We start from the raw sequence: 26,864 nt of genomic DNA, 5'->3' as shown, positions 1-26,864 counted from the left end.
CCGTCACTCCCCGGAATACGCTCCGTGAGAATCAGACAGCCCCTGCTTGCTCTTCTGTTACTCGCCTCGCTCCTTGGTGGCTGTACGACACTCAATGTCCCTCGCGAACCGAGTCAGGCCCTGCCGGCCGCCGATTCTGCGTTCGGCCGTTCGATCCAGGCACAGGCCGCCCCCCATGAGGGTCAATCGGGCTTTCGCTTGCTCTCCGATAGCTCAGAGGCCTTCACTGCCCGCGCCGAGCTGATTCGCAAAGCCCAAAGCAGCCTCGACCTGCAGTACTACATCGTCCACGACGGCATCAGCACACGAATACTGGTGAGCGAACTGCTCAACGCCGCCGACCGCGGCGTGCGGGTGCGGATTTTGCTCGACGACACCACCAGCGATGGCCTGGACCAGATCATCGCGACCCTTGCCGCACATCCAAAAATTCAGATCCGGGTGTTCAACCCGCTGCACTTGGGCCGCAGCACCGTCGTTACGCGAACCATGGGCCGACTCTTCAACCTGTCGCAGCAACACCGACGCATGCACAACAAACTGTGGGTCGCAGACAACAGCGCAGCGATCGTGGGCGGGCGCAACCTGGGGGACGAGTATTTCGATGCCGAGCCCAACCTCAATTTCACCGACATCGACATGCTCAGTGTCGGCCCGGTTGCAGAGCAGCTGGGGCATAGCTTCGACCAGTACTGGAACAGCGCCCTGAGCAAGCCGATCGAGCAGTTTCTCTCGACCAGGCCGACAGCCAAGGATCTGAGAAACACCCGGACCCGACTGGACGAGTCCCTGGAGGAAACGCGCAAACAGAACCACGCGCTTTATCAGCAGTTAATGGCCTATACCACTCACCCGCGCCTGGATGTCTGGCGCAGAGAGTTGATCTGGGCCTGGAACCAGGCGTTGTGGGACGCACCAAGCAAGGTGCTGGCCGACGGCGAACCGGACCCGCACCTGATACTGACCACCCAGTTGGCGCCCGAACTCAATGGGGTCAGCAAAGAGCTGATCATGGTCTCGCCCTACATCGTGCCCGCCCAACCGGGCCTGGTGTACCTGACCGGTCGCGCTGATGCCGGCGTGTCGGTGAGTTTGCTGACCAATTCACTGGAAGCCACCGATGTACCGGCCACGCATGGTGGTTACGCGCCTTATCGCAAAGCCTTGCTGGAGCACGGTGTGCAATTGTTCGAATTACGCCGCCAGCCCGGTGGCAGCGGTGGCAGCGGCAGAGGACCGAGCCTGTTCCACAGTGGGAGCAACACCTCCCGTGGTTCCGAATCCAGCCTGCACAGCAAGGCAATGGTTTTCGACCGACAGAAAGCCTTCATCGGCTCGTTCAATTTCGACCCGCGCTCGGTACTGTGGAACACCGAAGTCGGGGTACTGGTGGACAACCCGCAGCTCGCCGGACGGGTGCGCGAACTGGCACTGGAGGGTATGGCGCCGCCCCTCAGCTATCACGCCCGGCTGGAAAAGGGTCAGATCGTCTGGGTCACTGAAGATGATGGCAAACAGCACACACTGACCAAAGAACCCGGAAGTTGGTGGCAGCATTTCAATTCATGGCTCAGCAGCATGGTCGGCCTGGAGCGGATGTTGTAACAGCTGCTACAGAACTATACCGGCTGCACCGCACCAAACGCGCCTTGCCGTGACAGCAGAATCACCAACCCCAGCGCACCCGCCGCCATCAGCAGCGGCAACGCATGCCCGCTGATCCACTGACTGCCGGCGCCGGCCGCCAGCGGTCCGACCAGGCAACCGATACCCCACAGCTGCGCGATATGCGCATTGGCGCGCACCAGTGCATCGTCGCGATAGCGCTCGCCGATCAGGATCAGTGACAAGGTGAACAAACCGCCGGCACTGGCACCGAACAACACCCACAACGGCCAGATCAGCAACGTGTCGATCAACAACGGGATGGCCAGGCTCGATATCAGCAGGACCACCGCACACCCGGTGAACAGCGTGCGCCGCGACAAGCGATCGGCCAGTGCGCCAATCGGCAACTGCAGCAAGGCATCACCCACCACCACCGTGCTGACCATCGCCAACGCAATTTCCGTCGTAAAGCCCTGACGCAGGCAATACACCGGCAACAACGTCAGGATCATCGCTTCGAACGCGGCGAACAGCGACACCGCCCAGGCAATCGCCGGCAGGCCACGGCAGAAACCCAGCAAGTCGCTGAAGGTCACGCTGCAGGCTTCACTGGTCGGCGCGCCGCTGCGGCCCAGCAACAGGAACGGTGCCGCCATCAACAAACCGACGCCGACCCAGAATCCGTAATCGTGCTCAGTGCCCAGTACGCCAAGCAGCAACGGCCCGGCCAGCTGACTCAGCGCGTAGCTGCTGCCATACAACGCCACCAATCGCCCGCGCCACTCTTCCACCACAAGCTGGTTGATCCAGCTTTCGCCGAGGATGAACACAAGGGTCAGGATCACGCCGATCATCAAACGCAACGCCAGCCAAATCGGATAGCTCGGCAACAACGCCAGCAAACCGATGGACAACGCCCCGGCCCACAGGCACAAACGCATCAGATTGGCCGTGCCCAGACGCGCGGCCAGATGGCTGGAGACCTTCGCACCCAACAGCACGCCTATGGCGGGCATCGCCGCCATCACGCCAATGGCGAACGAGCCATAGCCCCAGCCTTCCAGACGAAACGACACCAGCGGCATGCTGACGCCCAAGGCCAGGCCGACACTCAAGACAGACGCCAACACGGCGAAATAAGTCGCCCAACGCATTTCCCACGCTCCTGTGGATATTTTTTGTACAGCACAAAACACTGTGGGAGCGAGTCTTGTGGCGAGGGGATTTATCCCCGTTGGGTCGCGCAGCGGCCCCAAAACCTGCAATAACGGAGTATCAGATACACCGCGTGCATGGGTTCTGCGACTGCTTCGCAGCCGAACGGGGATAAATCCCCTCACCACAAAGGCTTGCTCCCACAGGGATTTCTGTACATTCGGGAGCCTGATTTGGCAGGCTCCCTTTAACGGCTTACAACTTGATCCAGGTCGCCTTCAGCTCGGTGTACTTGTCGAATGCATGCAGCGACTTGTCACGACCGTTGCCGGACTGTTTGAAGCCACCGAACGGCGCCGTCATGTCGCCGCCGTCATACTGGTTGACCCACACGCTACCAGCGCGCAGTGCCTTGGCGGTCAGGTGGGCCTTGGAAATATCCTGGGTCCACACCGCTGCGGCCAAGCCGTAAGGGGTGTCGTTGGCAATCGCAATGGCTTCTTCGGCGGTATCGAACGTGATCACCGACAGCACTGGGCCAAAGATTTCTTCCTGCGCGATTTTCATCGCGTTGCTGACGCCGTCGAAAATCGTCGGCTCAACGTAAGTGCCACCGGTTTCCTGAAGAATGCGCTTGCCGCCCGCCACCAGTTTGGCGCCGTCGGTGTGGCCGGATTCGATGTAGGACAGCACGGTGTTCATCTGCTGGGTATCCACCAGCGCACCGACGTTGGTTGCCGGGTCCAGCGGGTTGCCCGGTTTCCAGGTTTTCAGTGCCTCGATCACCAGCGGCAGGAATTTGTCCTTGATCGAACGCTCCACCAGCAGGCGCGAGCCGGCAGTGCAGACTTCGCCCTGGTTGAAGGCGATGGCACCGGCAGCCGATTCAGCGGCAGCTTGCAGGTCCGGCGCATCGGCGAACACGATGTTCGGGCTCTTGCCGCCGGCTTCGAGCCAGACGCGTTTCATGTTCGATTCGCCGGAGTAGATCAGCAGTTGCTTGGCGATTTTGGTCGAACCGGTGAACACCAGGGTGTCTACATCATTGTGCAGGGCCAGGGCCTTGCCGACGGTGTGACCGTAGCCCGGCAGGACGTTCAGCACGCCTTTCGGAATACCGGCTTCGACGGCCAGCGCAGCGATGCGGATGGCGGTCAGCGGGGACTTTTCGGATGGCTTGAGGATCACTGAGTTACCGGTGGACAGCGCCGGGCCGAGTTTCCAGCAGGCCATCATCAGCGGGAAGTTCCACGGCACGATCGCGCCGACGACGCCGACGGGTTCGCGGGTCACCAGACCCAGCTGGTCATGGGGAGTGGCGGCCACTTCGTCGTAGATCTTGTCGATGGCTTCACCGCTCCAGCTCAGGGCTTGCGCCGCGCCTGGAACGTCGATGTACAGGGAGTCGCTGATCGGCTTGCCCATGTCCAGGGTTTCAAGCAGGGCCAGCTCTTCGGCGTGCTGTTTCAGCAGGCCGGCGAAACGGATCATGGTGGCTTTACGCTTGGTCGGCGCCAGGCGGGACCAGACGCCGGAATTGAAAGTAGCGCGGGCATTTTCAACAGCGCGCTGGGCGTCGGCGGCATCACAGCTGGCAATCTTGCCCAGCAGATGGCCATCGACCGGGCTGATGCACTCGAAGGTCTCGGCGGAGACGGCATCGGTGTATTCACCATTGATGTAGGCGCGGCCTTCGATCTTCAGATCGCGAGCCCGTTGTTCCCAATCGGCACGAGTCAGGGTGGTCATACGAGTGTCCTCCTCTTATTGAATACGAACGCTCCACGGTCTTCGCGGGCGCTGTCAGGAATTCTGCCCAGCCAGCCTGATTTGTCGGCCCAAGGCAACTGCCACCCTAAACCAGTGGCCGGGGTTGTTTCAATATATTTGACACAAGGTCGGCAAACGGCCTTGCGGTGTTCATTTTAATAAACATAGACTTTGGACTTTCCAGCCATCGCGTCGCAATCACGGGGGATAACAACAATGAGCATCCAGGACATCGTCGACTTCAGCCAGGCCACCACCCAGCCCGAACGCTATCGGCCAGACCAGGCAAAAGTCCTCAAGGGTGACCCCGAGCAAGCAGTGTACAACCACTACAACAGCCCTTGTGGTCAGTTGAACGCCGGCGTGTGGGAAGGTGCGATTGGTCAGTGGCTGGTGAATTTTACCGAGCATGAATACTGCGAAATCGTCCAGGGCGTGTCCGTGCTACGCGACAACGACGGCAACAGCAAGACCGTTCGGGCAGGCGATCGTTTCGTCATCCCGGCCGGGTTCCGGGGCACCTGGGAAGTGCTGGAGACATGCCGCAAGATCTATGTGGCGTTTGAACAAAAGACCTGAGCAGTTTGTTAAGGCATCAAAAAGGCCCATATCGCGAGATAGGGGCCTTTTTTCTGCTTAGCTGCACTGCCAGATGCCAGGTGAAATACTTAAATACCGCACTCAATCGCTGACCTTGCCGGATGCTGTTCTCGCTCCCGAATAAAGGAGCCTCACCGTCATCATTCACAAGGAAGCGAATAAACATGAAAAATTTTCTTATCACTGGCCTGCTGTCAGGTCTTTTCCTGGCAGTCACCCTGACGTCGGCGCATGCGAACGAACCGGAACAACCAGCGCAGCGATGCGATGCACGGAGGGTTACGTACCTGATTGGCGAATACCTGTCCCGGTCCGTTCGTGATGAGGCCTTCAGGGAGTCACGGGCGACCAGCATTAAAGTCAACTCTCGCGACCTGGACCCTGACAACAATCGCCTGCAAATCAGGACCGATATAAACCTGGAGATTATTGCCATGTACTGCGGCTGATCACTCGCAGGACGACTTGTGGTGGGCAACAAAAAAGGCCCGTATCTCGCGATACGGGCCTTTTTCGTAAGAGGGAAAAATCAATTACTTGATTTTGCCTTCTTTGTACATCACGTGCTTGCGAACGCGCGGATCGAACATGCGCTTTTCGAGCTTGTCCGGAGTAGTACGCTTGTTCTTGTCGGTAGTGTAGAAGTGACCAGTACCGGCGCTAGAAATCATTCGAATCAATTCACGCATGATTAGCTCCCTTAGATCTTGCCAGCTTTGCGAATTTCGGCCAGCACGACAGTAATGCCACGCTTGTCGATGATACGCATGCCTTTGGCAGATACGCGCAGACGCACGAAACGTTTCTCTTCTTCAACCCAGAAGCGGTGATGCTGCAGGTTCGGCAGGAAACGACGACGGGTTTTGTTGTTTGCGTGGGAAATGTTATTCCCAGTCACCGGACCCTTACCGGTAACTTGACATACTCTCGACATGCCTCAGCCCTCTAAAACCACATGCCCAACCCGGCATGGGTTGGCCGCTTAATCTCTCAGTCATTTGGCGCCAGGCGCCGCGTTTCTTTAGAGGTCTTACCGGCTACACCTACAGTGAAGGAACCGGGCCCCTAGAAAAGAGCGCTGCTTTATACCAGAAAGACTGGAGAGCAACAACATTCCGTGTGCGCGGACTTGATAAATTCCCCATTTTTCGCGCGCCGAGCGCCTTGGATAAAGGCTGTCGTCGATTAAGACCGCTCGTCGCAGAGAATCGGCCAACCGACCGATTCCGGGTTTTCCTCGGCCCGCATCACCGAAAACAAGCGCACATAGTCCACTTAAAATGAAAAAGGGGATAGTCATTTGCAAAAGAGCCCACTAGGGTAAGCCTTTTCCAGACTGCACTTGCAGATGGGCCTTCGATCTGTAAAGGAATCCGACCATGCGCCTCGCTGCCCTACCGCTGCTGCTCGCCCCTCTTCTGCTGAGCCCGCTGGCTCATGCCGCCGCTCTGAGCGTTTGCACTGAGGCAAGCCCGGAAGGGTTCGACGTGGTGCAATACAACTCGCTGACCACCACCAACGCCTCGGCCGACGTGCTGATGAACCGTCTGGTGGACTTCGATACCGCCAGCGGCAAAGTGGTCGCCAGCCTCGCGGACAGCTGGGAAGTCACGCCCGACGGCCTGACCTACGTGTTCAAACTGCATCCGCAGGTGAAATTCCACCGCACTGAATACTTCAGCCCGACCCGCGACCTGACCGCCGAAGACGTGAAATTCAGTTTCGACCGCATGCTCGACCCGGCGAACCCGTGGCACAAGGTCGCCCAGAGCGGCTTCCCGCACGCCCAGTCGATGCAGTTGCCGGCATTGATCAAGAAGATCGACGCACTGGACCCGCTGACCATACGGTTCACCCTCGACCACCCGGACTCGACCTTCCTCGCGACCCTGAGCATGGGCTTCGCCTCGATCTATTCGGCTGAATATGCCGACAAACTGATGAAGGCCGGCACCCCGGAGAAGCTCAATAGCCAGCCAATCGGCAGCGGGCCGTTCATTTTCACACGCTTCCAGAAAGACGCCTCGATCCGCTACAAGGCCAACCCGGATTACTTCCGCGGCAAGCCTTCGGTGGATCCGCTGATTTTCGCCATCACCCCTGACGCCAACGTGCGTCTGCAGAAATTGCGCCGCAATGAGTGCCAGATCGCCCTGTCGCCCAAGCCTCTGGACGTACAGGCCGCGCTGAAAGAACCGACCCTGAAAGTGGAAAAGACTGACGCCTTCATGACCGCGTTCGTCGGCATCAACAGCCAGCATCCGCCACTGGACAAGCCTGAAGTGCGTCAGGCGATCAACCTCGCGTTCGACAAGGCCAACTACGTCAAAGCTGTGTTCGAAGACACCGCCGAGGCCGCCAACGGCCCGTACCCGCCTAACACCTGGAGCTATGCCAAAGGCCTGCCGGGTTACCCGCATGACGTCGAAAAAGCCAAAGCACTCATGGCGAAGGCCGGGCTCAAGGACGGTTTCCAGACCACCATCTGGACCCGACCTTCTGGCAGTCTGCTTAACCCAAACCCGAGCCTCAGCGCTCAAATGCTGCAATCGGACCTCGCGGAAATCGGCATTCAGGCCGAGATTCGGGTGATCGAATGGGGTGAGCTGATTCGCCGCGCCAAGGCCGGTGAACACGACCTGTTATTCATGGGCTGGGCCGGCGACAACGGCGACCCGGACAACTTCCTCACGCCGCAGTTTTCCTGCGCTGCGGTCAAATCTGGCACCAACTTCGCACGCTACTGCAACCAGGATCTGGACAAGCTGATCAGCGCCGGCAAGACCACCGGCGAGCAAGGTGTGCGTACCAAGCTCTACGAACAGGCCCAGGCACAGATCCAGCAGCAGGCGCTGTGGCTGCCCCTGGCCCACCCGACCGCCTTCGCACTGACGCGCAAGGACGTTGAGGGTTATCAGGTCAGCCCTTTTGGTCGCCAGGATTATTCCAAGGTCAACCTCAAGTAATCCGCCCCGCCACAAAACCCTGTGGGAGCGAGCCTGCTCGCGATTGCGGAGCGTCAGTCACCGAATAGTTTGACTGACACGACGCCATCGCGAGCAGGCTCGCTCCCACATGGGCTCGCTTAACCCGCCCCTTCCTCTTACATCCACCCGTACTCGGCCATGGACAGCGGATCGCCGTCACCGATGATGAAATGGTCGAGCACCCGCACATCGATCAGGTCCAGCGCCTCTTGCAGGCGCTTGGTCAGCACTCGGTCGGCTTGACTGGGGTTGGTATTACCCGACGGATGGTTATGGCAGAGGATCAACGCTGCAGCGTTGTGGGCCAACGCCCGTTTAACCACTTGTCTCGGATAGACACTGGTGCTGTCGATGGACCCGCGAAACAGCACTTCAAAGGTCTGCACTTGATGCCTGGAATCCAAAAAAAGACAGCCGAACACCTCGTGAGGCTCGTGGCGCAGCATTGATTTCAGGTAATCACGAACCGCCTGCGGATTTTCCAGCGCCGATTTTTGGCGCGCACGTTCGGCCAAATGCCGCCGGCTCATTTCCTGGACCGCTTGCAACTGAGCGAATTTCGCCGGCCCGAGCCCCAACTCCCTGCTGAACGCCTCCTGATCGGCCTCGAGCAGTGAGCGCAGACTGCCAAACTGATTCAACAGGTGTCGCGCCAGATCTACCGCGCTTTTGCCCGACACGCCCGTTCGTAAAAAAATCGCCAGCAGTTCGGCGTCTGAAAGGCTCCCCGAGCCCAACTCAAGCAACCTCTCCCGCGGCCGTTCCGCCGCTGGCCAATCGCGAATACTCATAGCACCTCCCTGGTCTGTGGGCGCCGCTGTTCCGTAGCGGTCGCTGTGATATCGTAGCCCATCTTTTTTGCGGGCGATTTCATCCCTGGGGAGGGGGTATCGCCATGCAGTCATCAACGAAATGAAAGGCAGACCTATGCAGCGGCTGTATCGGAAACGCATCGTTCTGGGCGTCGGCGGCGGCATCGCTGCCTACAAGAGCGCCGACCTGGTTCGCCGCCTGATCGACCAGGGCGCTGAAGTGCGCGTGGTCATGACCCGCGGCGGCAGCGAGTTCATCACACCGTTGACCATGCAGGCCTTGTCCGGGCATCCGGTCCACCTCGACTTGCTCGATCCTGCGGCCGAAGCTGCCATGGGCCACATCGAGCTGGCCAAATGGGCCGACCTGGTGCTGATCGCCCCCGCCACCGCGGACCTCATTGCCCGCCTGGCCCAAGGCATTGCCAACGACCTGCTGACCACGCTGGTGCTGGCCACCGACGCCGTGGTCGCCGTTGCCCCGGCGATGAACCAGGCCATGTGGCGCGACCCGGCTACCCAGGCCAACCTGCAAACCCTCGAAAGCCGCGGCCTGAAAACCTTCGGCCCAGCCTCCGGCAGCCAGGCCTGCGGCGACGTTGGCATGGGTCGCATGCTCGAAGCCACCGACCTCGCCCAGTGCGCGGCGGACTGCTTCCAGCGTCAGGCGCTGACCGGCAAACACGTGCTGATCACCGCTGGCCCGACCCAGGAAAACATCGACCCGGTGCGCTACATCACCAACCACAGCTCCGGAAAGATGGGCTTTGCCCTGGCCGAGGCCGCAGTGGAAGCCGGCGCCCGCGTCACGCTGATCACCGGCCCGGTGCACCTGCCGACCCCGGATCGCGTCACCCGCATCGACGTAGTCAGCGCCCGCGACATGCTCGCCGCGTGTGAAGCCGCGATCCCTTGCGACCTGTTCATCGCCTCGGCAGCGGTTGCGGATTACCGCCCGGAAGTCGTCGCCCCACAGAAACTCAAGAAAGACCCTACGAACGGCGACGGTTTGTTGCTACAGATGGTGCGTAACCCAGACATTCTGGCCACCATTGCCACACGCCCCGACCGTCCGTTCAGTGTCGGGTTCGCCGCCGAAACCGAACACTTGCTCGATTACGCTGCACGCAAGTTGAAAGACAAGAACCTCGATTTGATCGTCGCCAATGACGTCGCCAACCCGAGCATTGGCTTCAACAGCGAAGAAAACGCCTGCAGCGTGATCGACCGCCAGCTACACGCCACACTTTTCGCCCAGACCAGCAAGAGCAAGATTGCTCGCCAGCTGATCACTTTTATCGCCGAACGTCTGAACCAGGTTTAATTTACATGCACGCTTTGCAAGCCAAGATCCTCGACCCTCGCATCGGTACCGATTTCCCGCTGCCGCAGTACGCCACGCCAGGCTCCGCCGGCCTCGACCTGCGCGCCATGCTGGAAAAAGACACCGTCATCAAGCCGGGCGAAACCCTGCTGATCCCGACTGGCCTGTCCGTCTACATTGGCGATCCGGGATTGGCGGCGCTGATTCTGCCGCGCTCCGGCCTGGGCCATAAGCACGGCATCGTGCTGGGCAACCTGGTCGGCCTGATCGACTCCGATTACCAGGGCCCGCTGATGGTGTCGTGCTGGAACCGTGGCCAGAACGATTTCAACATGGTGGTAGGCGAACGCCTGGCCCAATTGGTGTTGGTGCCGGTGGTTCAAGCGCATTTCGAGATGGTCGAAGAATTCGTCGAAACCCAGCGCGGCACTGGCGGGTTCGGCCACTCCGGCAGCCATTGATCCGAAAGATGGCAACCCGATACTTCATTGTGGGAGCGAGCCGGCTCCGGGCGGCGTTCCGACGATGACGGCTGCACATTCGACAAAGATGTCGCCTGCGAGTCCGCTATCGCGAGCAGGCTCGCTCCCACAGGTTTTGTACTGAATTGCAAAGACGTCATCTGGAAGGTTTACCACTGAAAATCAAGGCATTGGCCGGCCATTTACTCGCCGATGCTGGTGGCATGGCCTTTTCACACCACGAACTCTCAGTGGAAAACGCCGTCATACCCTTCAGTTTGAGCCTGCCGACGAGTTCTTCGCGGCAGGTCCAGCCACTTTCGAGATGGAGCATTCCTACAGATGAGCACCCCAGCCCAAGTCGCACCCAAGTTCCCCGACAGCATCTTCCGCGCCTACGATATTCGCGGCACCGTCCCGGAATTCTTGAACGCTGAAACCGCGTATTGGCTCGGTCGCGCCATCGGCTCCCAGAGCCTGGCCCAGGACGAACCCAACGTGTCCGTCGGCCGTGACGGTCGCCTGTCCGGCCCAGAACTGGTCGAACAACTGATCAAAGGCCTCGCCGATAGCGGTTGCCACGTCAGCGACGTCGGCCTGGTGCCAACGCCTGCGCTGTACTACGCCGCCAACGTGCTGGCCGGCAAATCCGGCGTGATGCTCACCGGCAGCCACAACCCGTCGAACTACAACGGCTTCAAGATCGTCATCGCTGGCGACACCCTGGCCAACGAACAGATCCAGGCCCTGCACGAACGCCTCAAGACCAACAACCTGAGCAGCGGCAAGGGCAGCATCACCCAGGTCGAGATCCTCGACCGCTACAACACCGAAATCGTCCAGGACATCAAACTGGCTCGCCGCCTGAAAGTCGTGGTCGACTGCGGTAACGGCGCGGCCGGCGTGATCGCCCCGCAACTGATCGAAGCCCTGAACTGCGAAGTCATCCCGCTGTTCTGCGACGTCGACGGCAACTTCCCGAATCACCACCCGGACCCGGGCAAGCCTGAAAACCTTGTGGACCTGATCGCCAAGGTCAAGGAAACCAACGCTGACCTGGGCCTGGCGTTCGACGGCGACGGCGACCGCGTCGGCGTGGTGACCAACACCGGCAGCATCGTCTACCCCGACCGTCTGCTGATGCTGTTCGCCCGTGACGTGCTGGCGCGCAACACTGACGCGGAAATCATCTTCGACGTCAAATGCACCCGCCGCCTGACGCCGCTGATCAAGGAATACGGCGGCCGTCCGCTGATGTGGAAGACCGGTCACTCGTTGATCAAAAAGAAAATGAAACAGACTGGCGCCCTGTTGGCCGGCGAAATGAGTGGGCACATCTTCTTCAAGGAACGCTGGTTCGGTTTCGACGACGGCATTTACAGCGCCGCGCGTCTGCTGGAGATCCTCAGCAAAGAAAAATCCACCGCGGAAGAGCTGTTTGCGACCTTCCCGAACGATATTTCTACGCCGGAAATCAATATCCATGTGACCGAAGAGAGCAAATTCAGCATCATTGATGCTCTGCACGACGCGAAGTGGGGCGAAGGCGCCGACCTGACCACCATTGACGGCGTGCGAGTCGACTACGCCAAAGGCTGGGGCCTGGTGCGCGCGTCCAACACCACACCGGTGCTGGTGCTGCGCTTCGAGGCCGATGACGAGGCTGAATTGCAACGCATCAAGGACGTGTTCAAAGTCCAGTTGAAGCGTGTTGCCCCTGATCTCCAATTACCGTTTTGATTTAACGAAGCACCCGGAGCCCTGAATGACCCTCGAACGCGAAGCCGCCGCCAACACCGCCAAGGTCCTGTCCGAAGCGCTGCCTTACATTCGCCGCTATGTCGGCAAGACGCTGGTGATCAAATACGGCGGCAACGCGATGGAAAGCGAGGAGCTGAAAACCGGCTTCGCCCGCGACATCGTGCTGATGAAAGCCGTCGGCATCAACCCGGTGGTGGTTCACGGCGGCGGCCCGCAAATCGGCGACCTGCTCAAGCGTCTGTCGATCGAGAGCCACTTCATCGATGGCATGCGCGTGACTGACGCGCAAACCATGGACGTGGTGGAAATGGTCCTCGGCGGCCAGGTCAACAAGGACATCGTCAACCTGATCAACCGTCATGGCGGCAGCGCCATCGGCCTGACCGGTAAAGACGCCGAGCTGATTCGTGCGAAAAAGCTCACCGTGACCCGCCAGACGCCGGAGATGACTCAACCGGAAATCATCGACATCGGCCAGGTCGGTGAAGTGGTCGGGATCAACACCGACCTGCTGAACCTGCTGGTCAAAGGTGACTTCATCCCGGTGATCGCGCCAATCGGTGTCGGCGCCAACGGCGAGTCGTACAACATCAACGCTGACCTGGTGGCCGGTAAAGTCGCCGAAGCACTGAAAGCTGAAAAGCTGATGCTGCTGACCAACATCGCCGGCCTGATGGACAAGTCGGGCACGGTCCTGACCGGCCTGACCACCCAACAGGTCGACGACTTGATCGCCGACGGCACCATCTACGGCGGCATGCTGCCGAAGATCCGTTGCGCGCTGGAAGCCGTGCAAGGTGGCGTGGGCAGCTCGTTGATCATCGATGGCCGGGTGCCGAATGCGATTCTTCTGGAAATCTTCACCGACACCGGTGTGGGTACCTTGATCAGCAATCGCAAGCGTCACTGATTCAAGTACGTCAAAAGATCGCACCCTTCAGCAGCACCTATGGATGTACGAATATTCCGTAGGAGCTGATGAAGTCTGCGATCTTTTTTATGCGCGCAGGAAATGTCTGACCTGATTAAGCGAAACGTCCGACATCCCGCCAGCATTAGTCCGCATAGGATCTTCCCTGTATCCACAGGAGATCTTCCCCATGAAAAAAGACCACGTTCCCTACGGCAGTGATGTTTCAGCAGGCACTTACGAGTGCGCAGACTGCGGGCGCGAATACACCAATCAGTCAAAGACTTCGCTTCCGCCGTGTCCAGACTTCAAACCCAGCACCCACACACTCAATGGCTGGAATATCCTGACCGGCCAAGGTGACGCCGTGGCAGATCCGTATCCAAACAAGCCTTCCAAGTAATCACGGGGGTCTGAACCATGCAGATCTCGTTCACGATCGACGCCCAGGCATTCGACCTCGAGCAAAAGGAGCCGGTCAAAAAGACCCTGAGGATTTCCGACCACGAAATCGCCCACGCCCTGCAGCGAATAGCCAAGGCGAGTCTGACCGAATACTTGAAAATGCTGGTCGAAGGCGGCATGCCGAGTCGGGCCGATGAAGCGAAACAGGACCGTTTGCTGTATCTGATTCAAAGCTACTTCGGACAGACATTGCCGACCGAATCTCAGATATCGACGATTTTTCAGCTGACCCAAAGCCAAAGCAAAACCCTGCTGAAAAACACGGTTTCGCGCTTTCGCAATCAGCTGGACGAGATCCTTCAACACAGCATGAGGGCCGTGATCGAAACGGCAGAGCATGCGCAGACGGTTTATCTGGTGGTCATCAGCTCTGACGTCATTCGTGATGAGCTGAACATGCTGATCACCCAAAACGAGCCGACATTCAAACCCATCACCAAACGCAAAGGCAGCGCCGGTCAGTTCGAAATCAGTGAAGACTCCCACGCGCTGTTATGCCAGACACTGGGCCTGAATGCCGCTCAGTGACATCGTCGCGGTCAGCGGTTTGCTGCTGACCTTGACCACCTTCATGTTCAACCTGGCTTGGCCGAAGCTGCATGAAGCGTTGGAACTGGATGAAAAACAACCAGGTCCACTCGCCAGAAAACGCAGCCGGAAAACAGTAATGAACGCGTTGTTCGGCCGCGCTCTACCGCTGACGGCCGCCTTCATGGCGCTGTTTTACGTCAACTTCCCTGCCTCCGTGAGGATCATGGGAAGCAGCACGCTGAATCTGTGGGATTTCGATGTGGATCGCACGCTCTACGTGCTAGTCGTCCTGGCACTGCTGGTGTTTGCGCTGTTCAACCTGGGATTGGTATTAAAACTAATCGGAAAATGGCGAAGACTGCGCTGACGACCAAAACAAAAGACCCCGCTCAGCCTGGCTGAGCGGGGTCTTTTTTCGCCTGCAATCCCTGTGACAATCCGCCTTTTGTGGCGAGGGAGCTCCCACAGGTGATTGTGGTCAGACGCCGAATTGGGCGCGGTAGGCTTCGACGGCAGGCAAATGCTGCTTGAGCTGCGGATCATCCGCCAGGAATTCGAGCACCTGGTTCAGCGAAACAATGCTGATCACCGGAATACCGAAGTCACGCTCCACTTCCTGGATGGCCGACAACTCGCCGTTGCCACGCTCCTGACGGTTCAGGGCGATGAGCACACCCGCCGCCTTGGCGCCGTCCTGAGAAGCGATGATCTGCATCACCTCGCGGATGGCAGTGCCAGCGGTGATCACGTCGTCGATGATCAACACGTCACCGGTCAACGGTGCGCCGACCAGGCTGCCGCCTTCGCCGTGAGCCTTGGCTTCCTTGCGGTTGAAGCACCATGGCAAATCACGGTCATGATGCTCGGCCAAGGCCACTGCGGTGGTCGCCGCCAAAGGGATGCCTTTGTACGCCGGGCCAAACAACACATCGAACGAAATACCGCTCTCGACGATGGCTGCCGCGTAGAAACGACCCAGCTGCGCAAGGGCCTTCCCTGAGTTGAACAGGCCGGCATTGAAGAAGTAAGGACTGGTGCGTCCGGACTTCAGGGTGAACTCGCCGAAGCGCAAAACGCCGCGATCGATGGCAAAACGAATGAAATCGCGCTGATACGCTTGCATGAAAAAAACCCCAAATACCACGGATTTAGCTAATTAGGTTGACGCCGTGTATCATACACGCACGCGATTTTTGGGGCCATTTATGCGGATCATCAGTGTGAACGTCAATGGTATTCAGGCTGCAGTGGAGCGAGGTTTGCTCAGTTGGCTGCAAGCACAGAATGCCGACGTCATCTGCCTGCAGGACACCCGCGCCTCCGCCTTTGAACTGGACGATCCAGCCTTCCAACTGGATGGCTACTTCCTTTATGCCTGCGAAGCTGAAGTTCCCGCCCAGGGTGGCGTGGCTTTGTATTCGCGGTTGCAACCGAAGGCAGTCATCAGCGGTCTCGGCTTCGAGACAGCCGACCGCTACGGGCGCTACCTGCAAGCCGATTTCGACAAGGTCAGCATCGCGACCTTACTGCTCCCCTCGGGGCAGAATGGCGATGAAGACTTGAACCAGAAGTTCAAGCTAATGGACGATTTCGCCCGTTATCTGGATAAACAGCGACGCAAACGTCGCGAGTACATTTACTGTGGCTCGCTGTACGTGGCGCAACAGAAGCTGGATATCAAGAACTGGCGTGACAGCCAGCAATCCCCGGGCTTCCTGGCACCTGAACGTGCCTGGATGGACGAGATTGTCGGCAACATGGGTTATGTCGATGCGTTGCGCGAAGTCAGCCGTGAAGGCGACCAGTACAGCTGGTGGCCGGATAACGAACAGGCTGAAATGCTCAATCTCGGTTGGCGTTTCGACTATCAGTTGCTGACTCCAGGCCTGCGTCGCTTCGTACGCAGCGCGCGCCTGCCTCGTCAGCCACGGTTCTCGCAACACGCACCGCTGATCGTGGACTACGACTGGACGCTGACCATCTAAGCGTCGTTTCGCAGATGCAAAAAAAAGCCGACAGTGATGTCGGCTTTTTTGTGCACGCTGATTTCTGGCTCTTTGTAGGAGTAAGCCTGCTCGCGATAGCGGTAGACCAGTCACGTTAATGTTGAATGTGAAGGCCTCATCGCGAGCAGGCTCGCTCCTACAGGGGATTTGTGTTGTGACTTACTTGATCAACCGCCAGGTGAACGGGTAACGATAAGGCACCCCTTCATTGGCCTTCACGCCGGCAATGATCGTCAGCACCAGCGCACCGATCGCCAACAGACCGAACAGGAAGAACCCGACGATCACCACCATCAGCAGGAAGCAGATGGCGGAGGCAATGGCGACGGTGATCTGAAAGTTCAGCGCCTCCTTGCCTTGAGCATCAACAAACGGGTCCATCTCGCGCTTCATCTGCCAGAGAATCAGCGGGCCGATCAGCGTACCGAACGGAATCCAGATCCCCAACAAGGCGGACAGGTGACAAAACATTGCCCACTGCCGAACCTCTTTGCTCGGTGTGGGAAGTAGCTGTTGCTCGTCACTCATGGCGTCCTCCTTGTGTGGAACAGTCCGATCAGTCGGCCAGTGCAGCCTTTTGCAGCTCGAAGATTTCGGTCATGCCTTTCTTCGCCAACTCAAGCATAGCGTTCAGTTCTTCCGGCTGGAACGGAGCGCCTTCGGCAGTGCCCTGGACTTCGATGAAGCCGCCAGTGCTGGTCATCACCACGTTCAAGTCGGTCTCGGCGGCCGAGTCTTCCAGATAGTCGAGGTCGAGTACCGGCTCACCCTGGTACATGCCCACCGATACGGCTGCAATCATTTGCTTGAGCGGGTCGCCGCCTTTCAGGCCGCCGCGCTTCTTGATCACTTTCAAGGCATCGACCAGTGCAACCATGGCGCCGGTGATGGACGCGGTGCGGGTGCCGCCGTCAGCCTGGATCACGTCGCAATCGACGTACAGGGTGACGTCGCCTAGCTTGGACATATCCAGCGAAGCGCGCAGGGAACGACCGATCAGACGCTGGATTTCCAGGGTGCGGCCGCCTTGTTTGCCGCGGCTCGCTTCACGCTGGTTACGCTCGCCGGTGGCGCGCGGCAGCATGCCGTATTCAGCGGTCAACCAGCCTTGGCCCTGACCTTTGAGGAAACGCGGCACGCCGTTCTCGACGCTGACGGTGCAGATGACTTTGGTATCACCGAACTCGACCAGTACAGATCCCTCGGCGTGTTTGGTGTAGTTGCGGGTAATGCGGATCGAGCGGAGCTGATCGGCAGCGCGACCACTTGGACGTTTCATAGGGAATACCTGTACGGGGGACGGAAAACTGCGGAGCATTATAGAGCCGCAGGGCCAGGAGTGGGCACTTCTAAAAAAATCCCCCGACGACTGAAGGCCCGCAATAGCGCTTTACCGACGGCCTGCAGCCCTTTGTCACTCCGTGTGTTTGGGCGCATTCGCCCCACTGCGCTACAATCCTGCGCCTTTGCTGCCTCTTGGCTTAAATTCATATAGATCAGGTCTGCGAAACCTTTGGTAACGCATGAACCTGCATTGCGAGGTACCTCCATGGTGCACAGCATGACCGCCTTCGCCCGCGTCGAAAAAGCCGGCGCCCAAGGCACCCTTAGCTGGGAACTGCGCTCGGTCAACAGCCGCTACCTGGAGCCGCACCTGCGTCTGCCGGAGTCCTTTCGCGACCTCGAAGGCGCGGTCCGCGAAGCCCTGCGCCAGGGAATCTCCCGGGGCAAGCTCGAATGCACCTTGCGCTTCACCGAAGAAAATACCGACAAACCCCTGCAAGTGGACCGCGAGCGTGCCGCGCAATTGGTCGCTGCCGCCGAGACCATCGCCGGCCTGATCAAAAATCCGGCCGCGCTGAACCCGCTGGAAGTCCTGGCCTGGCCCGGCGTGCTGGTGGGCGACGCGACCGACCCGCAAGCCCTGAATGCCGAAGCCCTGGCGCTGTTCAACGAAGGCCTGAAAGAACTCAAGGCCGGCCGCGAGCGCGAAGGTGCGGAGCTGGCGCGGTTGATCAACGATCGCCTGACCTCCATCGAAGAAGACGTGGTGACCCTGCGTGAACTGGTGCCGCAGATGCTTGCCACCCAGCGCCAGAAGGTCCTCGACCGCTTCGCCGACATGAAGGCCGAGATGGATCCGCAGCGGCTGGAGCAGGAAATGGTCATGCTCGCGCAAAAGAGCGACGTCGCCGAAGAACTGGATCGCCTGAGCACTCACATCATCGAAGTTCGCCGGGTGCTCAAATCCGGTGGCGCTGCCGGTCGGCGCCTGGACTTCCTGATGCAAGAGCTCAACCGCGAAGCCAACACACTGGGCTCCAAAGCCTTCGACCCGCGCAGCACCCAGGCGGCGGTCAACCTCAAAGTGTTGATCGAGCAGATGCGCGAACAAGTGCAGAATATTGAGTAAGGCAACCCTGACATGACCCACAGCACCGGCACCCTGTACATCATTTCCGCCCCTTCGGGCGCGGGCAAGAGCAGCCTGGTCAAGGCCTTGACCGACTCCGACCAGGAGATCCGCGTCTCGGTTTCCCACACCACCCGCGCCATGCGCCCCGGTGAAGTGGACGGCGTGAACTATCACTTCGTCTCCCGCGAAGCGTTTGTGAAGATGGGCGAACATGGCGACTTCCTGGAGCGCGCCGAAGTGTTCGGCAATCTCTACGGCACCTCGCAAAGCCACTTGCAGCAGACCCTCGACGCAGGCCACGACTTGATCCTGGAAATCGACTGGCAAGGCGCCGAGCAAGTGCGCAAGTTGATGCCCCAGGCCCGTTCGATCTTCATTCTGCCGCCATCCCTGGAGGCTTTGCACCAGCGCCTGACCAATCGCGGCCAGGACAGCGACGAGATCATTGAAGGCCGGATGCGCGAAGCCGTCAGCGAAATGAGTCACTACGTCGACTACGATTACCTGATCATCAACGACGATTTCGCCCACGCATTGCGCGATTTGCAGGCGATTTTCCGTGCCAATCAGCTTCATCAGAAGCGCCAGCAGCAGCGTCACGGAAAACTTTTGGCCGAATTGCTCGGCTAAACAGCTCTTCCCAAAACCGCTGCAAGGGCTTTACATTGGTACTTGCAGCGCGTTGAAGGGCTTGGTCAAAAAATCAGCGCTTCCCTAATCGCTGGTGATTTTTTAAACTGTTGAGTCCGCTCGCCCAACCGGGCAGCGCGCATATTGCATTCGCTCCGAGGAATACCATGGCCCGCGTAACCGTTGAAGATTGCCTAAACCACGTGGAAAACCGCTTTGAGCTGGTCATGCTGTCTACCAAGCGTGCCCGTCAACTGGCCACCGGCGGCAAAGAGCCACTGGTTCAGTGGGAAAACGACAAGCCTACCGTTGTAGCCTTGCGTGAAATCGCTGAAGGCCTGATGAGCTACGAGTTCATCGCCAACGCTGAAATCGTCGAAGACGAACCGCTGTTCGCAGCGTTCGAGGACGAGTCCAACGAGGCAGTCTAAGCCATGCCTGGTCGACGTAGCACGGCGCGGGGTCACAGCGAACGGCAGGTCTCATCATGCCGAGCATAGACGCCCTCGCCGATCGCTTATCGACCTACCTCGGCAAGGACCAGGTCAACCTGGTCCGCCGAGCGTACTTCTACGCCGAACAAGCCCACGACGGCCAACGCCGCCGTAGCGGTGAGGCGTACGTCACGCACCCACTCGCGGTTGCGAATATTCTTGCCGACATGCACATGGACCATCAGAGCCTGATGGCTGCGATGCTGCATGACGTGATCGAAGACACCGGTATTGCCAAGGAAGCGCTGCAAGCGCAATTCGGCGAAACCGTGGCCGAACTGGTCGACGGGGTCAGCAAACTGACCCAGATGAACTTCGAGACCAAAGCCGAAGCCCAGGCTGAAAACTTCCAGAAGATGGCCATGGCCATGGCCCGCGACATTCGCGTGATCCTGGTCAAACTGGCCGACCGCCTGCACAACATGCGGACCCTGGAAGTCCTGTCCGGCGAAAAACGCCGACGGATCGCCAAGGAAACCCTGGAAATCTATGCGCCCATCGCCAACCGGCTGGGCATGCACGCCATCCGCATAGAATTCGAAGACCTTGGCTTCAAGGCGATGCACCCGATGCGTTCCGCACGGATCAACCAGGCGGTCAAACGCGCCCGGGGCAACCGCAAGGAAATCGTCAACAAGATCGAAGAATCCCTCAGCCATTGCCTGGCCATCGACGAAATCCAGGGCGAGGTCAGCGGTCGCCAGAAACACCTCTACGGCATCTACAAGAAAATGCGCGGCAAGCGTCGGGCCTTCAACGAGATCATGGACGTCTACGCGTTCCGGATCATCGTCGACAAGGTCGATACCTGCTACCGCGTGCTGGGTGCTGTGCATAATTTGTACAAACCGTTGCCGGGGCGCTTCAAGGATTACATCGCGATCCCCAAGGCCAACGGCTACCAGTCGCTGCACACCACGCTGTTCGGCATGCACGGTGTACCGATCGAGATTCAGATCCGCACCCGTGAAATGGAAGAGATGGCCAACAACGGCATCGCCGCCCATTGGCTCTATAAATCCAGTGGCGATGAGCAGCCCAAAGGTACTCATGCCCGCGCCCGCCAGTGGGTCAAAGGCGTGCTGGAGATGCAGCAACGGGCCGGCAACTCGCTGGAATTCATCGAGAGCGTGAAGATCGACCTGTTCCCGGACGAGGTCTACGTGTTCACGCCCAAAGGCCGGATCATGGAGCTGCCCAAAGGCTCCACGGCGGTCGACTTCGCTTACGCGGTGCACACCGACGTGGGCAACAGCTGCATTGCCTGTCGGATCAATCGCCGTCTCGCGCCGCTGTCCGAACCGCTGCAAAGCGGCTCCACGGTCGAGATCGTCAGCGCCCCCGGGGCACGGCCGAATCCGGCGTGGCTCAACTTCGTGGTCACCGGCAAGGCGCGGACCCACATCCGCCATGCGCTGAAACTGCAACGCCGCTCCGAGTCCATCAGCCTCGGTGAGCGCCTGCTGAATAAAGTCCTCAACGGCTTCGACAGCTCGCTGGAAAAAGTCGCGGCCGAGCGCGTCAAGGCGATGCTCACCGAGTACCGCCTGGAGCTGATCGAAGACCTGCTCGAAGACATCGGCCTGGGTAATCGCATGGCTTACGTGGTCGCCCGCCGACTGCTGGGTGAAGGCGAACAGCTGCCGAGCGCGGAAGGCCCACTGGCGATTCGCGGCACCGAAGGCCTGGTGCTCAGTTACGCCAAGTGCTGCACGCCGATCCCGGGCGACCCGATTGTCGGCCACCTGTCCGCGGGCAAAGGCATGGTCGTGCACCTGGACAACTGCCGCAACATCAGCGAAATCCGCCACAACCCGGAAAAATGCATCCAGCTCTCGTGGGCCAAGGATGTCACCGGCGAATTCAATGTCGAACTGCGCGTCGAGCTGGAACATCAGCGCGGCCTGATCGCTCTGCTGGCCAGCAGCGTCAACGCGGCCGACGGCAATATCGAAAAAATCAGCATGGACGAACGCGATGGTCGCATCAGCGTGGTTCAACTGGTGGTCAGCGTGCACGACCGCGTACACCTGGCCCGCGTGATCAAGAAACTGCGCGCCCTGACCGGGGTGATTCGCATCACTCGCATGCGTGCTTAAGCCACTCATTACAAGGAGTCATTCATGACCAAAACAGTTATTACCAGCGACAAGGCCCCGGCTGCCATCGGCACTTACTCCCAGGCAATCAAGGCCGGCAACACCGTTTACATGTCGGGTCAAATTCCTCTGGACCCAAAAACCATGGAACTGGTTGAAGGCTTCGAAGCCCAGACCGTCCAGGTGTTCGAGAACCTCAAAGCCGTGGCTGAAGCCGCTGGCGGTTCGTTCAAGGACATCGTCAAACTGAACATCTTCCTCACCGACCTGAGCCACTTCGCCAAGGTCAACGAGATCATGGGCAAGTACTTTGACCAGCCTTACCCTGCCCGCGCCGCCATCGGCGTAGCAGCCCTGCCAAAGGGTTCGCAGGTTGAGATGGATGCCATTCTGGTCATCGAGTAATGTGTCCGGCGCAGCCTTCCAAAGGCTGCGCCGATCTTGCTTTGAAAGGATTCCACCATGCGCCAAGCGCTAGCTCTCTCGCTGGTCGCCCTACTCTTGGGCGGTTGTGCCAGCAACCCTGCCGACCGTGACATCAGCGGCACCTGGATCAATCAAGTGGCGATCGATTCAGCAGCCAAAGGCGGCCCCCTGCGCGAAGCGCTCCAGGCCTATGGGCCGAACCTGGAATGGGACGTCAACACCAAGGCCGGGCAGGCCCGCTACACCAACGGTTTTGAAAACGTCGACGGCAAGCTGCTGGGCGAACAGTCCGGCGCCTGGAAAGTCGACTTTTATGGCAGCTCGGGTAGCGAGCTGAAGCGTGACGGCAAGCAACTGAGCCAGGTCGCCAGCGACAATGAGCCGGAGCAAGTCTTCGACCGCGCGCAGGTTACGGTGCCGGACGGCGCACCGATAGGTGCCAGTTTTGAACGCGCACTGTATTCGGCCTACATGGGCGGCAGCTGGAAAGTCGTCAGCGGTCCCGGCGAAGGCAATACCGTGCAATTCCAGGCTGATGGCCAGGTTGCCGGCCTGCCGGGGGCGGATCGTTATGCCTTGTGCCTAGCGGGCGATTGCGCGTCGATGAGCGGCGGTAACGACAACATGTGGCTACAGGCGAATGGTCAGGGCAACACCTGGATCTTTGCGCGCAAGGGCAAGGAACTGGAAATCCTCCAGGCAGTGAACACCGCACACGCGGATGAAATGCCGCAGTTCACCCCGGGTGATCGCAAGTGGTTGCTGGAAAAGCAGTAGCCCGACCTTAGCGGCAACGAAGATCCCATGTGGGAGCGGGCTTGCTCGCGAAGGCGCCGTAACATTCAACATCATCGTTGACTGTTACACCGCTTTCGCGAGCAAGTCGGATCGCCGCACCGCCGCTCCCACATTTGGTTTAGGGTGGCCGGAAGTCAGCTGCGCCCTTCAAGAATCGCGGCGTAGCCTTCGCGATAGCTTGGGTACTTCGGCGTCCAGCCCAAGGCTTTCGCCCGAGCATTGCTGCATTGCTTACTGCCAGTGCGGCGCACGCTCGCGTCTTCGGCCCATTCGGTCACGCCCAGATACTCACGCAACCAGCCCACCACTTCGGCCAGCGGCGCAGGCGCATCGTCCACACCAATGTAGATGTCATCCAGCGCCACACCGCGACGATCCGCTTCAAGCAGACACGCCATCAACCCCGCCGCGTCGTCGGCGTGAATGCGATTGCCATACAACGGTGGATCGACCGCCACGCGATAACCCTGACGGACCTGAGTCAGCAGCCTTTCGCGACCCGGGCCATAAATGCCAGTCAAACGTACGATGCTGGCCGGGATGCCACTATCGAGCGCAATCTGCTCGGCTTCCAGCATCACACGCCCCGAATAGCCAGCGGCCAAAGCAGGCGAAGTCTCATCGACCCACTCGCCATCCTGCTGGCCATACACACTGCTGCTGGAAACAAACAGCAGGCGATTGGGCACCTGCCCATAGTCGTTCAGCCACTCCAGCACATGCTGCAAGCCCTGCACATAAGCGGCGCGGTAACCGGCTTCATCGTGCTCAGTGGCGGCCGCGCAATACACCAGGTAATCCACCGCACCGATTGGCCAGGTTTGCGGACAGTCTTTATTGAACAAGTCGCCGGCGACGCCGATCACGCCCTTTGGCAGACGTGAGACGTCACGCCTCAGGCCGTGAACCTCCCATCCGCCAGCCAACAATTGCGTGGCCAGACGACTACCAACATCACCACAGCCGGCGATCAAAACAGAGGGCGCGGACATCAGAAAACTCCCATCAGAAAGGCACAGACTAGCGCTGACAATGGACGAGCGGCTAGCAATGAAGGAAAAAAAGATACTCTATTACTTTTGTTAACAAGAATTAATTGCAATAATGCCGACCACTTTTGTTCTCGGCCTCACGAGGCCTGGAAGAGCATTTACCGTTTTTCTTTCTCAGGTCCGGCCAGCATGACACGCAATCATTTCCCCGCTTCGCCAACCAAACGACCTCGCGCCTGGAGCGCAGTGGCCACCCTGCTGCTCAGCTTGATGCTGGCGCCGACCGCCACTTTCGCTGACGCACAAGCGCCAGCCGCTCCGACTGCCACTGCGGCTCAAGCTCCAGCCGATCACGCCGCACCGGCCGTTACCCCGGCTGCGACCGACCCGGCCCAAGCCGTAGACACCACCGCCGAAGACGTTCCCGAAGTCCTTGAAGCCGACAATTCCCTGGGCATGGCCCACGACCTGTCGCCGTGGGGCATGTACCAGAACGCCGACATCATCGTGAAAATCGTGATGATCGGCCTGGCCATCGCATCGATCATCACCTGGACTATCTGGATCGCCAAGGGTTTCGAGCTGATGGGCGCCAAGCGTCGTCTGCGCACCGAAATCGTCCATCTGAAAAAAGCCACCACACTCAGAGAAGCCAGCGCTTCAGCCACCAAGCAAGGCACCCTCGCCAATTTGCTGGTGCATGACGCCCTGGAAGAGATGCGCTTGTCGGTCAACAGCCGCGAGAAAGAAGGCATCAAGGAACGCGTTGCCTTCCGCCTTGAGCGTCTGGTTGCAGCCTGCGGTCGCAACATGAGCAGCGGCACCGGCGTGCTGGCCACCATCGGTTCCACCGCGCCGTTCGTCGGCCTGTTCGGTACCGTTTGGGGCATCATGAACAGCTTCATCGGCATCGCCAAAACCCAGACCACCAACCTCGCCGTCGTGGCTCCCGGCATCGCCGAAGCCCTGCTGGCGACCGCGCTGGGTCTGGTTGCAGCGATTCCGGCCGTCGTGATCTACAACGTTTTTGCCCGCTCGATTGCCGGTTACAAGGCACAAGTATCCGATGCCTCGGCTGAAGTCCTGCTGCTGGTCAGCCGTGACCTCGATCACCTGCCGACCACCGAGCGCTCCGCGCAACCCCACATGGTCAAAGTAGGGTAATCAGCCATGGGCTTGCATTTGAAAGAAGGCGCAGACGACGATCTGGCCGAGAACCACGAAATCAACGTCACACCGTTCATCGACGTGATGCTGGTGCTGTTGATCATCTTCATGGTGGCAGCCCCGCTCGCCACCGTGGACATCAAGGTCGACCTGCCCGCTTCCAGCGCCAAACCGGCGCCGCGACCAGAGAAACCAGTGTTCCTCAGCGTCAAGGCTGACCAACGCCTGTTCCTCGGCGAAGACGAAGTGAAGGCCGAAGCACTCGGCGCCACCCTCGACGCCAGGACCAAAGGCAAGAAAGACACGACGATCTTCTTCCAGGCCGATAAAGGTGTGGATTACGGCGACCTGATGAGCGTGATGGACAACCTGCGCTCTGCCGGTTACCTGAAGGTGGGTCTGGTCGGACTCGAGACGGCAGTCAAGAAATGATCACGACGCGCCAAAAGCTGACGCGTTACAGCGCGAGCCTGGCCGTGGTGCTGGGCGTCCATGCGCTGGCCATTGCGCTGGCGCTGAACTGGACGTCGCGCCCACCGATCGAGCTGCCGCCGCAGGCGATGATGGTCGAGTTGGCGCCGGTTCCGGCCCCGCCACCGCCGGCACCGCCGAAGGTCATAACGCCGCCACAGCCACCCGCCCCGGTGGAAGAACTGCCAATACCGAAACTAGCGGAAGTGCCGAAGGCCGAGATCGCCGTGCCGAAACCGGTCAAACCCAAGCCCAAGCCTCAACCGCCCAAGCCTGTGGAGAAAAAGCCGGAACCGCCTAAAGAGAAGCCGTCCGAGGAAAAACCGAGCGACGCGCAACCGACTCAGGCGCCACCGGAGAAATCCGCTCAGCCGGCACCGGGCCCATCACCGGCGCAGCAAGCGGCCAAGGCCAGCTGGCAGAGCGAATTGCTCGCGCATCTGGCCAAGCATAAGAAGTACCCACCCGCTGCAAGACTGCGGAACAAGGAAGGTGTGAACCGTCTACGTTTCGTGGTGGATGCGCAAGGTAATGTGTTGTCGTTCGAACTGGAGAGCCCTTCCGGCAACGCCGATCTGGACCGCGCCACCCTGCAAATGATCCGCGAGGCTCAACCACTGCCCAAGCCACCGTCCGACATGTTGACCAACGGCGCCATCGAAATCGTTGCACCATTTGTTTACTCGCTGGAAAAACGCCGACGCTAAACCACCGCAGATCCCCCTGTGGGAGCGGGCTTGCTCGCGAAAGCGGTGTGTCAGTCAAAGTTGATCTCGACTGTCACACCGCTTTCGCGAGCAAGCCCGCTCCCACAGAGGATCCTCAGCGCAGAAATAACGCCACAAGGCACCCGAAAGGTGCCTTTTGCATATCCGCCAGCGGCAATCCTGCTTTGCCCTGTGTCACTCAACGCACTCAGTCTGATAACGTGCGTCTATCGATTGCAGCCGGTATGCTTGGCTCGCAACTTCATGGACGCTT

General features: G+C 59.5%; 29 protein-coding genes and 1 pseudogene. 21 read left to right on the top strand and 9 right to left on the bottom strand.

Annotation, left to right across the window (positions count from 1 at the left end):
• Positions 1 to 24 precede the first annotated feature (24 nt).
• Positions 25 to 1,605, top strand: a complete 1,581-nt coding sequence (locus IB252_RS12485; RefSeq protein WP_192408909.1) for a phospholipase D family protein — start codon at positions 25 to 27, stop codon at positions 1,603 to 1,605.
• 14 nt (positions 1,606 to 1,619) lie between these two features.
• Here the strand turns inward: IB252_RS12485 and IB252_RS12480 are convergent, their stop codons facing one another.
• Both IB252_RS12480 and IB252_RS12475 read right to left on the bottom strand, forming a co-directional pair.
• The gene (locus tag IB252_RS12480; RefSeq protein ID WP_111448286.1) at positions 1,620 to 2,762 is read right to left on the bottom strand and encodes an MFS transporter; all 1,143 of its coding nucleotides are present in this window, start codon (positions 2,760 to 2,762) and stop codon (positions 1,620 to 1,622) included.
• A 256-nt stretch (positions 2,763 to 3,018) separates the two neighbouring features.
• A complete protein-coding gene (locus IB252_RS12475) occupies positions 3,019 to 4,512 on the bottom strand; it encodes an aldehyde dehydrogenase (protein WP_192408907.1) in 1,494 nt (497 codons plus the stop codon).
• 237 nt (positions 4,513 to 4,749) lie between these two features.
• Here IB252_RS12475 and IB252_RS12470 point away from each other — a divergent pair, with 237 nt between their 5' ends.
• Together IB252_RS12470 and IB252_RS12465 are read left to right on the top strand one after the other, a co-directional pair.
• Entirely contained in the window at positions 4,750 to 5,112 is a 363-nt protein-coding gene (locus tag IB252_RS12470; protein WP_111448285.1) for a cupin domain-containing protein, read from the top strand.
• A gap of 185 nt (positions 5,113 to 5,297) precedes the next feature.
• On the top strand, positions 5,298 to 5,582 hold the full coding sequence (locus IB252_RS12465; protein WP_111448284.1) for a peptidase inhibitor: 285 nt from the start codon (positions 5,298 to 5,300) through the stop codon (positions 5,580 to 5,582).
• 84 nt (positions 5,583 to 5,666) lie between these two features.
• On the opposite strand, the gene rpmG is transcribed toward IB252_RS12465, so the two are convergent.
• A complete protein-coding gene (rpmG, locus tag IB252_RS12460) occupies positions 5,667 to 5,822 on the bottom strand; it encodes a 50S ribosomal protein L33 (RefSeq protein WP_008150173.1) in 156 nt (51 codons plus the stop codon).
• An 11-nt stretch (positions 5,823 to 5,833) separates the two neighbouring features.
• Positions 5,834 to 6,067, bottom strand: coding sequence for a 50S ribosomal protein L28 (gene rpmB / locus IB252_RS12455; protein WP_007894701.1), 234 nt, complete (start codon positions 6,065 to 6,067; stop codon positions 5,834 to 5,836).
• Positions 6,068 to 6,512: 445 nt separating this feature from the next.
• On the opposite strand from rpmB, the gene IB252_RS12450 reads away from it, so the two are divergent.
• Positions 6,513 to 8,099 carry an ABC transporter substrate-binding protein gene (locus IB252_RS12450; protein ID WP_008150170.1) on the top strand — a complete coding sequence of 529 codons (1,587 nt, stop codon included), beginning with the start codon at positions 6,513 to 6,515 and terminating at the stop codon, positions 8,097 to 8,099.
• A gap of 137 nt (positions 8,100 to 8,236) precedes the next feature.
• Here the strand turns inward: IB252_RS12450 and radC are convergent, their stop codons facing one another.
• Positions 8,237 to 8,911: a RadC family protein gene (radC, locus tag IB252_RS12445; protein ID WP_111448282.1), complete on the bottom strand. Its 675-nt coding sequence runs from the start codon at positions 8,909 to 8,911 to the stop codon at positions 8,237 to 8,239.
• 136 nt (positions 8,912 to 9,047) lie between these two features.
• Here radC and coaBC point away from each other — a divergent pair, with 136 nt between their 5' ends.
• From coaBC to IB252_RS12410, 7 genes and pseudogenes are all read left to right on the top strand, one after another.
• Positions 9,048 to 10,256, top strand: a complete 1,209-nt coding sequence (gene coaBC, locus IB252_RS12440; protein ID WP_192408905.1) for a bifunctional phosphopantothenoylcysteine decarboxylase/phosphopantothenate--cysteine ligase CoaBC — start codon at positions 9,048 to 9,050, stop codon at positions 10,254 to 10,256.
• 5 nt (positions 10,257 to 10,261) lie between these two features.
• Positions 10,262 to 10,717 (top strand): dUTP diphosphatase, encoded by a 456-nt coding sequence (dut, locus tag IB252_RS12435; RefSeq protein ID WP_111448280.1) that lies wholly within the window; start codon positions 10,262 to 10,264, stop codon positions 10,715 to 10,717.
• Between the two features lie 363 nt (positions 10,718 to 11,080).
• A pseudogene (locus IB252_RS12430) lies at positions 11,081 to 12,457 on the top strand (phosphomannomutase/phosphoglucomutase); the annotation flags it as partial.
• A 25-nt stretch (positions 12,458 to 12,482) separates the two neighbouring features.
• The gene (gene argB / locus IB252_RS12425; RefSeq protein ID WP_008007602.1) at positions 12,483 to 13,388 is read left to right on the top strand and encodes an acetylglutamate kinase; all 906 of its coding nucleotides are present in this window, start codon (positions 12,483 to 12,485) and stop codon (positions 13,386 to 13,388) included.
• 190 nt (positions 13,389 to 13,578) lie between these two features.
• Entirely contained in the window at positions 13,579 to 13,791 is a 213-nt protein-coding gene (locus IB252_RS12420; RefSeq protein ID WP_134098477.1) for a hypothetical protein, read from the top strand.
• Between the two features lie 17 nt (positions 13,792 to 13,808).
• A complete protein-coding gene (locus IB252_RS12415) occupies positions 13,809 to 14,381 on the top strand; it encodes a hypothetical protein (protein ID WP_192408901.1) in 573 nt (190 codons plus the stop codon).
• Entirely contained in the window at positions 14,368 to 14,751 is a 384-nt protein-coding gene (locus IB252_RS12410; RefSeq protein ID WP_192408899.1) for a hypothetical protein, read from the top strand. Before IB252_RS12415 ends, IB252_RS12410 begins: the two co-directional genes overlap by 14 nt.
• A gap of 111 nt (positions 14,752 to 14,862) precedes the next feature.
• Here the strand turns inward: IB252_RS12410 and pyrE are convergent, their stop codons facing one another.
• Positions 14,863 to 15,507 carry an orotate phosphoribosyltransferase gene (pyrE, locus tag IB252_RS12405; protein WP_111448275.1) on the bottom strand — a complete coding sequence of 215 codons (645 nt, stop codon included), beginning with the start codon at positions 15,505 to 15,507 and terminating at the stop codon, positions 14,863 to 14,865.
• Between the two features lie 82 nt (positions 15,508 to 15,589).
• Between pyrE and IB252_RS12400 the strand changes: the two genes are divergently transcribed.
• Positions 15,590 to 16,369 carry an exodeoxyribonuclease III gene (locus IB252_RS12400; protein ID WP_007934608.1) on the top strand — a complete coding sequence of 260 codons (780 nt, stop codon included), beginning with the start codon at positions 15,590 to 15,592 and terminating at the stop codon, positions 16,367 to 16,369.
• A 180-nt stretch (positions 16,370 to 16,549) separates the two neighbouring features.
• Here IB252_RS12400 and IB252_RS12395 read toward each other — a convergent pair whose 3' ends face one another.
• The gene (locus tag IB252_RS12395; RefSeq protein ID WP_008150150.1) at positions 16,550 to 16,918 is read right to left on the bottom strand and encodes a DUF4870 domain-containing protein; all 369 of its coding nucleotides are present in this window, start codon (positions 16,916 to 16,918) and stop codon (positions 16,550 to 16,552) included.
• 28 nt (positions 16,919 to 16,946) lie between these two features.
• Entirely contained in the window at positions 16,947 to 17,669 is a 723-nt protein-coding gene (rph, locus tag IB252_RS12390; protein WP_010465211.1) for a ribonuclease PH, read from the bottom strand.
• Between the two features lie 270 nt (positions 17,670 to 17,939).
• Here rph and IB252_RS12385 point away from each other — a divergent pair, with 270 nt between their 5' ends.
• The 6 genes from IB252_RS12385 to IB252_RS12360 all read left to right on the top strand — a co-directional run bounded on the left by IB252_RS12385 (position 17,940) and on the right by IB252_RS12360 (position 23,232).
• Entirely contained in the window at positions 17,940 to 18,803 is an 864-nt protein-coding gene (locus IB252_RS12385; RefSeq protein WP_008150145.1) for a YicC/YloC family endoribonuclease, read from the top strand.
• 12 nt (positions 18,804 to 18,815) lie between these two features.
• Entirely contained in the window at positions 18,816 to 19,436 is a 621-nt protein-coding gene (gmk, locus tag IB252_RS12380; protein ID WP_192408897.1) for a guanylate kinase, read from the top strand.
• A 167-nt stretch (positions 19,437 to 19,603) separates the two neighbouring features.
• The gene (gene rpoZ / locus IB252_RS12375; RefSeq protein ID WP_007894670.1) at positions 19,604 to 19,867 is read left to right on the top strand and encodes a DNA-directed RNA polymerase subunit omega; all 264 of its coding nucleotides are present in this window, start codon (positions 19,604 to 19,606) and stop codon (positions 19,865 to 19,867) included.
• Between the two features lie 56 nt (positions 19,868 to 19,923).
• Positions 19,924 to 22,029, top strand: coding sequence for a bifunctional GTP diphosphokinase/guanosine-3',5'-bis pyrophosphate 3'-pyrophosphohydrolase (gene spoT, locus IB252_RS12370; RefSeq protein ID WP_008150141.1), 2,106 nt, complete (start codon positions 19,924 to 19,926; stop codon positions 22,027 to 22,029).
• A gap of 24 nt (positions 22,030 to 22,053) precedes the next feature.
• Complete coding sequence (locus tag IB252_RS12365) at positions 22,054 to 22,434, top strand: RidA family protein (RefSeq protein ID WP_003229509.1); 381 nt, start codon at positions 22,054 to 22,056, stop codon at positions 22,432 to 22,434.
• A 57-nt stretch (positions 22,435 to 22,491) separates the two neighbouring features.
• On the top strand, positions 22,492 to 23,232 hold the full coding sequence (locus tag IB252_RS12360; RefSeq protein WP_111448274.1) for a hypothetical protein: 741 nt from the start codon (positions 22,492 to 22,494) through the stop codon (positions 23,230 to 23,232).
• Positions 23,233 to 23,387: 155 nt separating this feature from the next.
• Here the strand turns inward: IB252_RS12360 and IB252_RS12355 are convergent, their stop codons facing one another.
• Positions 23,388 to 24,245, bottom strand: coding sequence for an SDR family oxidoreductase (locus IB252_RS12355; RefSeq protein WP_192408895.1), 858 nt, complete (start codon positions 24,243 to 24,245; stop codon positions 23,388 to 23,390).
• Positions 24,246 to 24,434: 189 nt separating this feature from the next.
• On the opposite strand from IB252_RS12355, the gene exbB reads away from it, so the two are divergent.
• Genes exbB through IB252_RS12340 form a run of 3 tightly spaced genes read left to right on the top strand, consistent with a single transcriptional unit; the run spans position 24,435 to position 26,590 of the window.
• On the top strand, positions 24,435 to 25,409 hold the full coding sequence (gene exbB, locus IB252_RS12350) for a tonB-system energizer ExbB (RefSeq protein WP_192408893.1): 975 nt from the start codon (positions 24,435 to 24,437) through the stop codon (positions 25,407 to 25,409).
• 6 nt (positions 25,410 to 25,415) lie between these two features.
• The gene (exbD, locus tag IB252_RS12345; RefSeq protein ID WP_008150131.1) at positions 25,416 to 25,844 is read left to right on the top strand and encodes a TonB system transport protein ExbD; all 429 of its coding nucleotides are present in this window, start codon (positions 25,416 to 25,418) and stop codon (positions 25,842 to 25,844) included.
• Positions 25,841 to 26,590: an energy transducer TonB gene (locus tag IB252_RS12340; RefSeq protein WP_192408890.1), complete on the top strand. Its 750-nt coding sequence runs from the start codon at positions 25,841 to 25,843 to the stop codon at positions 26,588 to 26,590. The genes exbD and IB252_RS12340 overlap by 4 nt, the downstream gene beginning before the upstream one ends.
• Positions 26,591 to 26,864 lie beyond the last annotated feature (274 nt).

The organism is Pseudomonas sp. PDM10, assembly GCF_014852295.1.
In the GTDB taxonomy this organism is placed as follows: domain Bacteria; phylum Pseudomonadota; class Gammaproteobacteria; order Pseudomonadales; family Pseudomonadaceae; genus Aquipseudomonas.
This window is presented reverse-complemented; position numbering and strand designations above follow the sequence as displayed.